Source organism: Stenotrophomonas africana (genome assembly GCF_013004645.1).
Classification (GTDB): domain Bacteria; phylum Pseudomonadota; class Gammaproteobacteria; order Xanthomonadales; family Xanthomonadaceae; genus Stenotrophomonas; species Stenotrophomonas africana.
Window position 1 is genome coordinate 51330 of sequence record NZ_JABEME010000006.1, and the last position, 14324, is coordinate 65653.

General features: G+C 60.6%; 13 protein-coding genes and 1 pseudogene. 6 read left to right on the forward strand and 8 right to left on the reverse strand.

The features are described from left to right. Positions 1–206 precede the first annotated feature (206 nt). Positions 207–1043 (forward strand): hypothetical protein, encoded by an 837-nt coding sequence (locus HLA98_RS12020; RefSeq protein ID WP_129550536.1) that lies wholly within the window; start codon positions 207–209, stop codon positions 1041–1043. Between the two features lie 171 nt (positions 1044–1214). Then, positions 1215–1358: pseudogene (locus tag HLA98_RS21255) on the forward strand (ClpX C4-type zinc finger protein); the annotation flags it as partial. 898 nt (positions 1359–2256) lie between these two features. Here HLA98_RS21255 and HLA98_RS12030 read toward each other — a convergent pair. Together HLA98_RS12030 and HLA98_RS12035 are read right to left on the reverse strand one after the other, a co-directional pair. After that, positions 2257–2613, reverse strand: a complete 357-nt coding sequence (locus HLA98_RS12030) for a hypothetical protein (RefSeq protein WP_057501506.1) — start codon at positions 2611–2613, stop codon at positions 2257–2259. Positions 2614–3165: 552 nt separating this feature from the next. After that, positions 3166–4089, reverse strand: a complete 924-nt coding sequence (locus tag HLA98_RS12035) for a LysR family transcriptional regulator (protein WP_057501457.1) — start codon at positions 4087–4089, stop codon at positions 3166–3168. Between the two features lie 96 nt (positions 4090–4185). Between HLA98_RS12035 and HLA98_RS12040 the strand changes: the two genes are divergently transcribed. Further along, on the forward strand, positions 4186–5025 hold the full coding sequence (locus tag HLA98_RS12040; RefSeq protein WP_057501458.1) for a type 1 glutamine amidotransferase domain-containing protein: 840 nt from the start codon (positions 4186–4188) through the stop codon (positions 5023–5025). 96 nt (positions 5026–5121) lie between these two features. On the opposite strand, the gene HLA98_RS12045 is transcribed toward HLA98_RS12040, so the two are convergent. After that, on the reverse strand, positions 5122–5697 hold the full coding sequence (locus tag HLA98_RS12045) for a 5' nucleotidase, NT5C type (RefSeq protein WP_057501459.1): 576 nt from the start codon (positions 5695–5697) through the stop codon (positions 5122–5124). A gap of 700 nt (positions 5698–6397) precedes the next feature. Between HLA98_RS12045 and HLA98_RS12050 the strand changes: the two genes are divergently transcribed. Together HLA98_RS12050 and HLA98_RS12055 are read left to right on the forward strand one after the other, a co-directional pair. Continuing rightward, on the forward strand, positions 6398–7132 hold the full coding sequence (locus HLA98_RS12050; protein ID WP_057501460.1) for a hypothetical protein: 735 nt from the start codon (positions 6398–6400) through the stop codon (positions 7130–7132). Positions 7133–7211: 79 nt separating this feature from the next. Next, positions 7212–7691, forward strand: coding sequence for a hypothetical protein (locus HLA98_RS12055; protein ID WP_232015543.1), 480 nt, complete (start codon positions 7212–7214; stop codon positions 7689–7691). A gap of 89 nt (positions 7692–7780) precedes the next feature. Here the strand turns inward: HLA98_RS12055 and HLA98_RS12060 are convergent, their stop codons facing one another. From HLA98_RS12060 to HLA98_RS12075, 4 genes are all read right to left on the reverse strand, one after another. Beyond that, a complete protein-coding gene (locus tag HLA98_RS12060) occupies positions 7781–10990 on the reverse strand; it encodes a zeta toxin family protein (protein WP_057501463.1) in 3210 nt (1069 codons plus the stop codon). Further along, a complete protein-coding gene (locus HLA98_RS12065; protein WP_057501464.1) occupies positions 10987–11283 on the reverse strand; it encodes a hypothetical protein in 297 nt (98 codons plus the stop codon). Before HLA98_RS12065 ends, HLA98_RS12060 begins: the two co-directional genes overlap by 4 nt. A gap of 138 nt (positions 11284–11421) precedes the next feature. Continuing rightward, complete coding sequence (locus tag HLA98_RS12070) at positions 11422–11646, reverse strand: hypothetical protein (RefSeq protein ID WP_232015542.1); 225 nt, start codon at positions 11644–11646, stop codon at positions 11422–11424. A gap of 433 nt (positions 11647–12079) precedes the next feature. Further along, positions 12080–12427: a hypothetical protein gene (locus HLA98_RS12075; protein WP_232015541.1), complete on the reverse strand. Its 348-nt coding sequence runs from the start codon at positions 12425–12427 to the stop codon at positions 12080–12082. A 251-nt stretch (positions 12428–12678) separates the two neighbouring features. Here HLA98_RS12075 and HLA98_RS12080 point away from each other — a divergent pair, with 251 nt between their 5' ends. Continuing rightward, positions 12679–13461, forward strand: coding sequence for a 3-hydroxybutyrate dehydrogenase (locus HLA98_RS12080; RefSeq protein WP_057501465.1), 783 nt, complete (start codon positions 12679–12681; stop codon positions 13459–13461). Here HLA98_RS12080 and HLA98_RS12085 read toward each other — a convergent pair. Continuing rightward, on the reverse strand, positions 13458–14222 hold the full coding sequence (locus HLA98_RS12085) for a COG4705 family protein (protein WP_057501466.1): 765 nt from the start codon (positions 14220–14222) through the stop codon (positions 13458–13460). The two genes, HLA98_RS12080 and HLA98_RS12085, sit on opposite strands and share 4 nt — an antisense overlap. Positions 14223–14324 lie beyond the last annotated feature (102 nt).

A 14324-nucleotide genomic window follows, 5' to 3' on the forward strand; every position in this document is an offset into this window, starting at 1 on the left:
TCGTTGGAAGGCTTATAGAGGGTTTAGTGCGCCCAAGTGAGTAAGGTCATTTCGCTGGCGCGCTCTTTCGCTTGCGAGATTGGGGTAAGTCTTGCTGGCCAATTGCCGTGGCCGTAGGATCGTAGGGCTGATTGATCACTACTGTGTTCTTTGGCTGTTTATTTCTCGAATCGTGTCGCGCGCGTGACTGGGAAGTCAGGATTTTTATGAGAAAAGAACTCTCGCCATCAACTTTGATCGCCATACTTTCAGTAATGGCTTTTTCTCTATCGGTGGTAACGAGCCTGCAGGGGTGGAGGTCGAGTGTATTCTATCTAAATGAGAATCAAGTTCTTTATATATTCTCAACCACTGCGCAGGTTCTTGCTGCGATCTACGGGCTTACCTTGACCGGGTTTGTCTTCTTTAGCAACGAACTAAGTCGGGAGGAGTTTGAGGATGAAACTCTTGGCGAGGCGGTTGGGGAGCTGAAGAAAAGATACTTCATCCTGCTTTCTTTTATCACAGTCCTCGCTCTTCTTACCTTTGCTCTCTCAAATTTGGCTATGGCGAGTGAGGCGCTTCAGCAGTCTTTTGTTAAAGTGCTGATTATAAATTCCGGGCAGAGCTTCTTCGCGACGACTATGTTGGCGATCGCATATTTCATTTTTGATGTTGTTTCTCCGGGCCGCATAAAGCGAATAAGTCGCACGCTTCAGGATCAGGTTGACCCAAGTCATGGGGTGTCGAGAAAGGGTGGTCTCGAGGATTTTCTCCGGAACTACAATCAGATTGAGGAAATTCTCAGAAACTACGGATACTCAAGTCGCGTCAGTATTGCTGCATACCCTGAAAAGATGGTGAATCGAACATCTAATGCTAGGTTGGCGGAAATACTCTTTAGAAATCAGTGGATTGACGAGGGTTTGTTTCAGCGTTTGCGCGCACTTATTACGCTGCGAAACTCGATCATTCACGGTGCAGACCCGGTGGTAAGTGAGGCGATGGTGAGTGAGTCAGCTGAGGTGCTAAAGGAGTTGAGGGCTTCTCTCGACGTAATTTGAGCTTGGCTTGGAGTGATGGCGCCCTTGGTATAGTAAGAAGATGCATTTTTTGGCTGGCATCATATTTCTCTCCAGCCATCAAAAATTATGGCTGTGTCGCGCTCCCGAAGTTTTTTTTGGGAGGGGGCTGGAAAATTACACTAACGAATGAGATTCCTGGGTGGATTGCTAATGAATAATGCGGATTCATCATCAGTTCTCTACTGCAGCTTTTGTGGAAAGAGTCAGCATGAGGTCGTAAAGCTAATCGCAGGACCCTCAGTATTCGTTTGCGACGAATGCGTCGATGTGTGCGTGGACATCATATATGATGATGACGGAAATGCTCGTATAAGACGTACCATTACGTTTGAGCCGGAGTATGCCCAGGCTGGAATTTCAATTCTCGCGAATTTCTCTAGAATCATTGGTCAGAAGTACCCCGGAATTCCGGTTGAGGTGACAATTGAACAGAGTGGGTCGACTGTTTCGATGCTCGTCGTTACTCCCAGTGGAGAGCAGGAGCGCGTGCTTGAGACAATGGATGAATATGGGGCGATGTTAAGAGGGGAGATGCGACCTGATCAGTTCTTGACGAATCCTGTCCATGTGATGGAACTGAATAACAAGCTTCAGCTAACTGCGCTGGAGCTTAAGATGACGCAGGACATGCTGGAGTTTGCGCGCATCCAGACAGCGGATAGGATTGTCAGTTTAGAGAATCAGGTCAGCATGCTGCAGTCCTTGGTGGGGAAAAGCCTTAGCTGTGCTTCATCTCCAGCTTCCGTTCTGGAGGCGCTTTCTTCATACCGCGCGGCAGATGAAGAGCTAAAATCGGCAGTCGCAACCTTGGTTAAGGCGCATTCGAGGAAGACGGCGGCAAACGATCCTTCTGTTCAGCTTGCGTTGGAAATAGTGCGAAGGAAGGACTCGTCGCTCTATTCAGATATCAAAGATGTAACAAAAGATCTCATAGCCAGCGTCGCAGCAAGCGTAACCACTGGCGCTCTAGCGGCCGTAGTTGCAGTTGTTCCTAAGTGAAGCTTCCTTGGACAAGTTGAGATCTATTTAGTGAATCGATTGGTTCTATTGGGCGGCTAGTTCTGCTTTAAGAAGTTGGACAGCTCAAGGTCTGGATGAGTGAGTCGCTGCTACTAGAAGCGATTTCTACTTCCGGTAGATGGTGGACACTGACTTCGCCAGTGGGCCCAGATGTGAGCGGGGACGTTGAAGATCACTCCGGCCTAACCTCCCGGCAAGCCCACTCAACCAACCCCCGGCAAGCCAGAAACAGCCCATCCACAACCCCCTCATCCAAATGCCGCTCCGGCTCCGCTGCCACCCGGCAGCGGTCGGCGGCGTGCAGTAGTTCCAGCACCGTCAGCAGCCCTACCAACGCGCGCTCGGTCTTCGCCAGGCTCACGCGGCGGCCGGGTGAGACGTCGTTCTCCGGCCAGGGCAGTCCATCGGCGCCTTCGCAGCCGCGCATGCGCTCGAGGATGCCGAGCAGGGAGTTCAGGTCGGGCAGGGGAGTGTCGTCGTTGATGGGCTCAACAACGGTGTACGAGGAGAAGGTGTCGGATTCGTTCATGGCGTCGGCTTCCGTGGCTGTGCTTAACAGCGCCACCGTGAAGAGGTGGCGGACGATGCATGGCTGCAAACCGGGATGATGTAGCGTCATAGAACCGGTGGATCCGAAGATCCCCACGCACCGCCCGCCAGAAAGGCCGACGGATTGCCCGCCGGCACCGGTTAAGGTCGGTGCCGACGGGCAAGCGCAAACTACAGACGCGTACATCAATGCGGGTTTGCAGACCCGGCCACCCGTTTTCGGTGGCGCGCCATGGTGTTTACGCCGCCGCTTCGAATGCAAATTGAAATTCGCAAAGAAATCGCGCGATTCGAGAGCGAAGAACTATTGTTGCACGTGCCATTCGTGCAGCAAGCGACGCCACGAGACGCATTCGCGCAGTCGCTATGTTGATTGCGAATCAAAGTGGCGCAATCGCCTATGTCGCAAGCGAATAGTGAGATGGCCTTCTTTGCAACAGTTCTTAGTCGGCCTCGGCGGGGAGCGGCGCCGGATCAGCCGCGTGGTCCGAAAATCGGTTCAAACCCGACACGGCCAGTGAGCATCGCAGCCTCAACTCACGCCGTGCCCAACCACCGCCGCATTCCCCACCAGCAACTCAATCATCGCCCGTGCCGCCGCCGACTGCCGCCGATGCGGCGCATAGATCACCGAGAACGGCCGCGACCGCCCCCGCAGCTGCGGCAGCACTTCCACCAGCTGCCCACGCAGCAACCGCTCGCGCACGATAAACTCGTAACTCTGGCAAATCCCAATGCCCTGTTCGGCCAGCGACACCACACCCAGCACATCGTCGGAGGTCTCGATGGACGAACGCGGCAGCCAGTCCACGTCGCGCCCGTCGTCGCGGAAGATCCACGGCGCCAGCCGCCCGGTGCGCGGCATCACGAACGGCAGGCACAGGTGCTGCTGCAGATCGTCCAGCGTCTGCGGCGTGCCGCGGCGCTGCAGGTAGTCCGGCGCGGCCACCAGCACCAAAGGCGCATCCTCCAGCTTCCGCCCCACCAGCCCGCTGTCCGGCAGCTGGCCCAGGCGGATGGCCAGGTCGAAGCCCTCGGCCACCAGGTCCACGTTGCGGTTGGTGATGTTCAGTTCCACCTGCACCTGCGGGTACTGCTGCGCAAAGCGCGCCAGCACGGGCGGCAGCCGGTAGTGGCCATAGGTGGTGGGCACGCTCAGGCGCACGCGGCCGGCCAGCGCACCGTCCTGGGCCAGTACGTCGCGCTCGGCGTCGTCCAGCAGGCCGAAGGCGGTGCGCACCTGTTCCAGATAGAGCCGCCCGGCGTCGGTCAGGCCCACGCGGCGGGTGGTCCGCTGCAGCAGCTGTCGGCCCAGCCGCGCTTCCAGGCGGGTGACCGCGCGGCTCAGCACCGAGGGTGTGGTGGACAGCGCCACCGCGCCGGCCGTGAACGAGCCGTGCTCGACCACCGCCAGGAACACCTCCACATCGCCCAAGTAGTCGAACTTGCGGCTCATTTGGCTCTCCGGGGAACAGATGTTTTGCGATTGGGCCAATTTATCGCCGCTGTGGCGATGAATAAAGTGGCCGCCATTCCCCGATAGGAGCTCCTCATGAACCTGATGACCCGGCTGGCCGCAGCGCTGGCCCTGACCCTGGCCGCAACCGGCGCGCATGCCGCCAACGTGCTGGTGGTGCTGTCCGACGAAAGCCACCTGGACCTGAAGGACGGCAAGGTGCTGTCCACCGGCTTCTATCTCAACGAGCTGATGCAGCCGGTCAAGCTGCTGCTGGACGCCGGCCACGAGGTAACCTTCGCCACGCCGCACGGGCGGGCGCCGACGGTGGATGCGTCCTCGGTGACGCCGGCGTACTTCGGCAACGATGCCGCGCAGCTGACGCTGCACAAGGACCTGCTGGAGAAACTGGCGTTGACCTCGCCGACGGCCTCGCCGGTGGTCAGCCTGGCGCGCGTCGAGCAGCAGGGTTACGCGCGTTTCGATGCGGTCTACATTCCCGGTGGCCACGCGCCGATGCAGGACCTGCTGAAGAGCCCGGCGCTGGGCCGGCTGCTGGCCGACTTCCACCAGCGCAACAAGACCACCGCACTGGTCTGCCACGGGCCGATCGCGCTGCTGTCCACGCTGCCGGATGCGGCGGGTTTCGTGGCGAAGCTGGAGGCGGGTGCGACGCCGGCCACGCCGAAGTGGATCTACAGCGGCTACCAGATGACGGTGATCAGCAACCAGGAAGAAGCGCAGGCCAAGCCGCTGCTGGGTGGCGGTGAGATGAAGTTCTACCCGCAAACCGCGCTGCAGCGGGCGGGTGCGACGTTCAGCAGCAACACCACGCCGTGGACCGGGCATGTGGTGGTGGACCGCGAGCTGATTACCGGGCAGAACCCGGCGTCGGCGCTGGAGGTGGGGCAGCGGTTGGTGGAGCGGTTGAAGTAGGGGGGGGGCTGCACAGCAGGCTGCCAGCCTTGCGGGCCGAGGGGCCAGCGCCTCGGCCTGACTATGGAAGTCTCAACGTGGTCGGCAGAGAGGGCATCAGCCCTTCGCGAGCGCTGCTCCTGACAGATCTTCAATCTGGGAAAGCGCGTGACGCGTCGCGGTCCAATCGCCGGCGTGCCTGATTGCTACGCCTCCGGCCGCTGTCCAGGCATCACAGTTCTCTTTGAAATCATCGATCAGAACATCGCCCGGCTGGTGCATGAAGAGCGGCTTGTGCCTCCCGCCAAGCACAGGCAGCACCAGGCAGGTCGCTGACAGGTGTTCGCGAACCCACAGCCGCTTCTGGATGGCAGCGAGCGGATAGTTTGATTTCGGGCAGGCCGTGAGAATCACCGGGTTCAAGTGGTGGATGCTGTGGAAAAACTCCACTGCACCTTGCATCGGCGGAAGGTCGCGGAAGAATGACGGGTGGTTGTTGATGTGCCCCCACATTTCATCGTCGGCAAGCACGCGGTGGTCCAGGCCAAACACGGCGGGGAATGCCGCGTCGAAGTCGGCCATGACACCATCAAGGTCTACGTAGATGGTGCGTCTGGATGCACTCGATCCATCTATGTGTTGGTTGGCGAGCGGGTCCATCACCGGCATGGTCTTCACATCATCAGCGTTCATTTGCGCGTTCTCCTTTCAAGAGTGGGCTTTCTTCTTCATCGGTTCCCCAGTAGCGGGGCAAAGTGCTTGGCAATTGCGACAGACATGGCAGCAATCGCGATGCCGCTGGCGTCGGTCCAGGGCGAAAGAGTGATGGCCTGCAACCCCACCAATGCGGAACGCCAGAGTGCCTCTTGAGTCCATCAGGCGCTGCTGCAGCGGGACGGTGCACCGCGCCGTAACAACACAATACGGGCACCACCAACCAGAATTGAAACTGAGATGGGCATCGCCTCACGGCGATGCCGCCCGGCAGATGCCGTAATCGGCACGCTTGAAATGCGGTATATATCGCGGCGATTCTTCAAAGGCATGCCGAGTGGCTGCTCTGGCCGTTGGCCAAGACGCATGGCCCCAGCCACTGGTTCATTTCGCCAACCAAGGAGCAATCTGGCGCGCTGGTGATTGGATAATCCCAACGCGCTACGGAAAGGCCGAACGGGGATATGCCTGTGGCGCTCGTTCCAGACTGATCCAGGAACGTCACTGAACATGCATGTCCAGGCGCACTCAATATATCACGCCGACCAGCGCCAGCGGCTTGAACCCGCTCGATCTCCAGCAGTTTGATTGGGCAGGGCAAGGCCGGCATGGCACCATGATGGGCTGGCCTCGTCCTTCCGGCCGGGGCCGTTTTCCCAGGGAAGCCCACCAACACGACATGCGAACGTCCATCCTCTTCACCTTCTCCGCCCTGTGCCTTGGCCTGCTGTCCGGCTGTGCCAGTGGCCCGGAGGAGCACGCCTCAAGCCGCGAGATCACCAGTGCGTTCGTGGCCGACGACGGCCAGCTGTACCTGTTGCCGCGCTATGACGAGCCGATGCGCTTCAATGCCGCGCCGTTCCGCGAGTACCGCGCGCTGATGGACAGCCCGCTGCGCGAGGCGGTGGCCTGCGCGCAGATGTACTTCCATGAGGATTGGCGCGACCCGGCTAACAAGTCCAAGGTGCACGGCAGCTATGCGCTGCTGCTGCGGCCGGAGCAGGTGACGGCGGAACAGGCCGCGCAGTTCAAGCTGGAGCGGATTGAGGTACTCCCGCGTGAGGCCAAGGCCGTGGAGGAGCGGTCGCGCTACTACCTGCCGATGGACCGGACCCGCTACGCGCTGGCGTTTGACCGCGCCTGCAATCTTTCAAGGAAGGGCGGCAGCTATTACAGCGCGCTGTTCGAGGGCGAAGGCGAGCGGGTGCAGTTGCCGGATGCTGCGGCGCTGGCGGAGAAGGGGAAGCTGGCACAGCCGATCAATGCGCGGGCGCAGCGGATCCTGCCGGAGAGGGAGGACAAGCCGGGTGTGGGTTCGGCGGCGGGCAAGGTGCTCGGCGCGGCGTTGATCCCTGTGGCGGTTCCGGTGTTTGTGTTGAGCCTGCCGTTCCTGGGGCCGGATCACTGGAAGTGAAAGGGCGTTGGGGGAGAGCCATCCACGCGTGACGTGGATCTACTTGGGTATCGCCTGAAAGTTCATCCTGGAGATCTGTGTGCCCAGCACGCTGGAAACTGTTTTGAAGACTGTAGGTTTCATTGTCCTCGCGGCCCTTCCGTTGGTGATCCTCTGGTTCACCCTTCGGCGGATGTCAGCAACTGCTCGCTCGTACGTGAAATCGGGGCTGCATTTGCATGCCCCGCGCAGGATTTCCGGCAGGTCCATGACCTTGGTGATGGTGGATGGAAAAGAGGATCGCGAGCACTATTTCTTTGATACAGAATCCTTCTACCTGCGGCGTGGGCCGGTGCCCACGGCGGTTCCGCTTTCGCAGATCACCTCAGTCACACGAACGTCCGACGTCATCTATTCACGCTATGTCTGGCGGGTGTGCTTCAGCAAAGCGTCGGGCAGAAAGTGCGTGACGTTCACCAACAACCTGACGCTGTTCAACCGCGATTTCCTGCTGTTCCTGGAGGCGGTGCGGAAGGCCAATCCGCTGGCGACCGTTGATCGGGCCGGTCTGTTCTTTTGATTGTGCGGCGATAGCAGTGGCACCGATTGGCAAACAGAGGGGCCAGGAGGGCGGGTTGTTGTGAATGATTTCGCGCGTGTCTCACCCACTCAGCCCATGCTGGCGGCACGGATCTGGATATCCTGCTGCACGCGCTGATCTTCCAGCTGCTGCTCCAGTTGGTTGGCGATGGCGCGCTGATGCGCTTCGCGGCTGACGGCGTCGAACTGCTGCATTGATTCTTCGACTGAGGTCTGTGCGGCCAGTTCGGTCGGCATCGCAGCGCGCTGGTGTGCGGGGTCGCTGGGCTCGCCCTGTACGACGAACAGAGTATGACCGGCGGGTTTGTCCGCGGTGGCGTTGCTCAGCAGTACGTGGTCCACGCGATCCAGGTCGTTGTCCTTGGCGAGCACCAGCAAGCTGGCAGTCATGCGCTCGCTGGCTTCGTCGAACGTGCGGCCGTGCTTTGCATCTAATGTGGCTACGCCTGTGCGCACCTGCTGGTAGAGGGCGTGATCGGGATGCTCAGGCTGGTTGGGTAGCAGGGGGGCTGGCGGCGCTTCGGGCTCTTGCTGGGCCGTTGCGCTTGAGGGTGGTGCCGCCGGTGCTTCCACGGGTGGTGGCGCGTGAGGAGGCTCGTGCTCCGAGACCTTGGGCGCGGCGTCTGTTATCAGCGGGGACACAGCGGGCTCGGCTGCTGCGAGGGGGGCTGGAACGTCTGGCTCAAGCTGGACTGGCGCTGGTGTTGCTTCGGCTTCGTGGAGACGAGCAGTAACCGGCGCGGCTTCAGCCACTTCGGTCTGGATCGACGGGGTGGGGGAGTGGGTGTCAGTTGCAACGGGCTCCTGCGCAGGAGCGGGGTGCCCGACATCCGACGTAGATGATGCACTCACTTCTGGCTGTGCGGGAGATCGCTCAGGGGAGGGAATGCCGGGTGACGGCACGGGGGCTGCCGGCATCGGGTGCGCAGGAGGATTTGCCTCGGTGTGCGCTTGCCGCTCGCTTGACTCATCCGGTGCAGGTTGCGTTGCAGCGGCCGCGATCGGCTCCCGTCGTGGTGCTTCGCGGCGAGCCGGTTCCTGCACGGATTCCACACGATCCGAAGGCGTCGGCGCTGCAGGCGCAGGTGCGCGATGCTCCTGCACCAAGGGTGGTGCGTTGGGCGACAGTGCAGCGCGTTCAACGCTGTGCGCATCGATCACGGCTTGTCGCGTCAGCCGTTCTTCGGCGTGCTCGCCGCGAACCTCAGCCACGGCAGCGGCGGCAACCTGCTGCGCTTGCGGTGCAGCGACACCCAGTCGATTGGCTTCCTGCATGGCCTGGTCGCGGGCTTCGCGTTCGTTGACGGTCAGTGCCTCGATACTGCGTTCGTGGGCGCCGGGTACGGGCGCCTCCATCTGTTGGATGGCGCGGATCTGCGGGTAGGTTCGGTTCAACTCGTCGCGGATGTTGCCCTCGGCCAGCGAATCGTAGATCCAGCCGTCATGCAGCCATTCGCCGTCGCCCTGTTGCTGATAGGTGCGTCCGTCGGAGGCGAGTACGTGATCGGGATGCTCACGGGCCCAGATCACTTCATCAGGAATAGCTCCGTACTGGGACCAGCCCTGTGCGGTGTAGGCCTCCTCATACTGCTTGGCAAAGGCCGCCGAGCTGCGGGCGGCATTGAAGGCCATGATGCCCTGTGCAGCTTCATCAAGCTGGGCAGCCTTGGTGGCGTCGGCTACTTCGACCGTGGTGTTTTTGATGCCGTGCTCGAGGACCTGATGGACGACCTCGCGCCGCCATTCGCCGGTCTCCGGGTTGCGCTCCCAGGAGCGCGGAAGGGCGCTGGGTGTATCGCTGGCGTCGCCGGCAATGCTGAAGGGATTGATCGGTTGATCAGGCTCGGACAGCCGCAGCCCGACGGCCCGGCTTGAGGCCTGGTAGTTCAGTTGCTGGGTCAATTCGGCGTCGGCCGTGAGCAGCGTGGTCGCGCCGTAGATCGGGCGATCGGCCAGGGTACCGACGGTGCCTACGATCTCCCGTTCGCTGTGTGTCCAGCCATTCTCGGGATGCGCCGGGTCAAACGTCCAGACCCTACCGGTGCTGTCGGCCTGATTGTTGATCTGGTACTTCTCGATCCAATCGACGATCTCACTGCCACCCCAGGCGCCTAACCCGCCACCGATGATGCCGGTAACAATGGCGCCGGGGCCGGACTCGATGCCCAGCAGCGTACCGACCTTGGCGCCCACTGCCGCGCCGGTCCAACCGCCGACGCTGCGTGCTCCGAAGTCCAGCAGCGCGGCTTCCGCGCCCGTTCGGTTGTCGCGCGCGTACAGGTCGGCAATCTTTGTTCCTTCCGTGGCGGCTTCAACGACCGTCGCGGCGACGCCACCGATGACAGCGCCCCGCACCATGTTTGGACGCACGCGGATGGTGTGGTCGATGCCGCGTGCTTCCTGGATGTTGGGCGTAATGCCTTCAACAACCTTGAGCGTTGCTCGCTCATCGAGAACGGCTGCCGCTGTTGGTGGACTGATCTTGTCGTTGAGGGGCAGGGTGTCCCCAAGCTCGGCGTGCCAGCGGCCTTGTGCGCGCCAGCCATCGCGCAATGATTGGGTGATTCGAGGGTCTTTCAGTCGAGCCTCGCGTTCGGCTTCCAGCGCTGCGCCCGGTAGACGGGTATCGCTATGGCTGTCGTAGACCTGAACGCCTTCGCGTCCGTAGAGTCGAATCTGGATGCCGGTCTCGGCCTGGACCTTGTCCAGATTGCCGGGCAGGGCATCGTAAACGTGTTTGCGCACGTCTTCGGGGACGTAGCGGCCGAAGCCGGCGCTATCCAAAGAGTCCGCAAAGCGGGCATCCACGCCAAGTTCGCTTTCCAGTCGGTGCGCGACGACGCCTCGAATCTCTACGTCGTAGCCTTTGGCCTGAAGGTCCTTGATCAGTGTGACCGCGCTATCACCGTTGCCGAGCGTGGTATCGAGGATGAGATTTCTACGCCCACCGATTGCTGCCGATCGCAGCTCTTTTGCCCATTGGCTGGCGTCTTCGTGGGTGTGGCCCGCCCATGTGTAAGGATGCTGTTGACTTAGACTTACAAACTCGGAGTGCGTCCTACGCAGTTCGTCGGGGTCAACTAGCACCACATCTCCGTCGAATTCGCGAAGAAGCGCCCCGCTCACTTTGCTCTTGCCTGCTCCCGGCTGGCCAGCTAGAACGACTGCCTTGGGGTGAATCTGAGAACTGGTTTCATTCACGCCACCATTGGGGATCACCTTCTCTTGGAGCAGCCGAGCATGAGTTTCATGATCCAGGCGGCTGTCCGGAGCGCTCATTTCTCAGTAGTCTCAAAAAATGCGTGAAGCGATTCATCTCCCAGCCAATGGCGCTTGAGGGAGGAGGTGAACATCAGCTGTTCCTTTGCCTTGGCCCGGACAACGGCCTGCGGGTTGTTAGACGCTTCGGCATCGGCAAGCTCAATGCGAGCTTCGCGGATGAACCCATCAAGCTTGTCTTCCAAAGCCCAGACTGCGGCCTCAAAAGGAGGGGTGGACTTTATTCTTCTGTTCTTTACAGAGTTGAGGGCCTGCTGTAGTTGTTCGATATGATCCGGGTAGTCTTTGAGCATTTCCCGGAGCTTCGCTGGAACGGGAGGGTGGGATTGAGGCATGGTCGATACCTGTTCAGCGGTTTGACACGTTAAGGAGTATCAGTACTTGGAGTGATGAGTTCAATGCCCTAGCCAATCGACTATTGGAAGGCGCCGTTAGACACCCATCTGACTGCCATCGAAGTACTCCCAAAGATCGTCGAGGTGAGCCATGCCGATATTGCCGGACTTCGCAAAGGACATGAGCCTTTCCTTTTCTTGAGCCTGGGCAATGGCTTTCGGGTCGCCTGCAGCCCTGGCAGCGGCCAACTCGTCACGCGCTTCGAAGATGAATGTCTCCAGTCGTGCTTCCAGTGCCCAGATTGCGTCATCGAAAGGCATGAGTGGGATCTTGCGAGATCGATCAACCGATCGATTTAGGACTTCCTGCAGTCTTTCGATATGCTCGGGATAGTCCTTAAGCATTTCGCGGAGCTTGGCCGGGACTGGTGGGAGGGCTTGAAGCATAGTCGACACCTATTCGGTTGCTTTTCGCGCTTGTCAGCGCTGGCCGGCCACCACAAGAGCATTCACGTGCCTCGGTCTTTGGCCAAGAAGTAGCCCCCATATCGCTGACGTTCAGCATTCCGGCTCGGGAAGCTCAAACTCAACGGTACGGATCAATTCTCCTTCATCTGGGTCATGTCTACTCCGTAAGAATGAAGGCATGAGGCATCAGCTGGCTTGTGATTTGGTCAGAACGGCTTTCCGGAAGGATGACATCAGAGATGCGGGCGAAATGACCTGCGGGTCTCAACTGCAGATGCGGCTCCACCTAGCGCCGTTTCTCCGATGTCTTGAAATAATCGCGAAGTTCATGGAGACCTTTCATTCCGCCATTGCCGGATCGCGCTTGGAACATCAGCTTGAATTTCTCGTCAGTCGCAGAAATCAATTCAGCATCACCCGATGCCTTGGCTGCCGTCAGCTCAGCCTGAGCGTCATTGATAAAGCTGTCGAGACAATCCTCCAGCTTCCACACTGCATCCTCAAATGGCGGTAGAGACTCCATGGTTCTGTTGTTAACCGAATTGAGCGCTTCCTGCAACATCTCGATATGCCTCGGATAGTCCGTAAGCATTTCCCGGAGCTTCGCCGGAACAGGCGGGGACGGGAAATCCATGGCTGCCACCTCTACCTCTTTGGAATATCCATGCGGATTCAAGAGTATCCGCACATTCCTTGGTGGGTCCAATGTCATTTGCGACATCAGGCGGAGTGCCTGAGCGACCTCGGTCCTTGGGATCATCTAGTTTAGGCGACGTTGAGGCAGAGCATCCACGCATGGCGTGGATCTACTGGAAGCGCGGCAGTCACGTGTGGCGTGGATCTGCGGGGCTACACTGGTTGCCTGTACTTGATGGAAGCTCACCCATGTTCAGTGGAAAGGTCGCGGTGGTCACCGGCTCCAGCAGTGGTATCGGTCTTGGCATTGCCACCGCGCTGGCGCGGCAAGGCGCCGATATCGTGCTGAATGGCTTCGGCGATGCGGCGGAGATCGAACGCATCCGTTCCAAGCTGGAAACCGAGTTCGGCGTGCGCGTGGCGCATGACGGCGCCGATCTTTCCCGTGGCGAGGCAGTGCGCCGGATGATTGAGCATGCCGTCGCGACGATGGGTCGCATCGACATCCTGGTAAACAACGCGGGCATCCAGCACACCGCGCCGATCGAGGAATTTCCGGTCGACAAGTGGGATGCGATCCTCGCGCTGAATCTCTCGGCGGTGTTCCATGCAACGGCGGCGGCCTTGCCGCACATGAAGCAGCAGGGCGCCGGCCGCATCATCAACATCGCATCCGTGCACGGCCTGGTGGGCTCGGTGAACAAGTCGGCCTATGTGGCGGCCAAGCATGGCGTGGTGGGGTTCACCAAGGTGACCGCACTGGAGAATGCGGGCACCGGCATCACCGCCAATGCCATCTGCCCGGGCTGGGTGCGGACGGCGCTGGTCGAGCGGCAGATCACCGCGTTGGCCGAGCGCGAAGGCACGGATCAGGAGACCGCCGCGCGTGCGCTGCTGGCTGAAAAGCAGCCGTCGTTGCAGTTCGTGACGCCTGAGCAGCTGGGACAAATGGTGGTGTTCCTGGCCTCGGACGCCGCTGCGCAGATTACCGGCATGGCGCTGCCGGTGGATGGGGGCTGGACGGCGCGCTAGCTGGCTGGCTGTGCTTTACGCTGCAGCATGGGCAATGCCACCAGCGTGGCGAGAATGGTGAACAGCACCAGCGACGAGCCTACCGTGCCGAAGCCCAGGCCGCCCTTTTCCAGCGGCTTGGTGAGCAGGTCGCCGAAAGTGGCGCCAAACGGGCGGGTGAGTACGAAGGCGATCCAGAACAGGATGACCCGGTCGATGCCCTTGATGCGGCTGGCCAGTGCGGTGAGCGCGATGAGGCTGCCGATCAGCAGCGCGCCACCGGTGAAGCCGAGCCCGGAGTCGTCGGCGAGGAAATCGCCCAGCGCGGTGCCGAGCGTGTTGGAGAACAGCACGGCGGTCCAATAGAAGCCTTCGGCGCGGCGCGATGCGATGTTGCTGACCGAGATCGACTTTTCCGACATGCGCCAGGCCAGCAGCACCAGCGCCAGGCAGCCGGCCAGCAGGCTGGCGCCGGTGGCGTAGCCCAGCCCCAGGGTGCGGTCGATCAGGTCCGACAGGGTCGTGCCGGCGGTGCTGGTCGCCAGCACCACCGACCAGAACAGCACCGGGTGGAAGCGCCGTGCCGACAACTGCATGCCCAGCAGGCCGGCGAAGATCGTCAGCAGGATGACCGAGCTGGCCACGTAGCCCAGGTTGAGCGTCATCGACAGCAGGTCTCCGGCGGTCTCGCCGAGGGTGGTGGCGGCGATCTTCATCACCCAGAAACCGAGGGTGATCGCCGCCACTTTGCTGTGCAGGGAGTCTGCGTCTGAAGCACTCATCGAACGTCGCCAAGGATGCCTGTGGGCGATGCTGTGGTGGCGGGCGTCGGAGCGGGGTCGGAACCGGGTCTGGCGAGGGTGAGCGTGCGGGCGGCGTGCGGG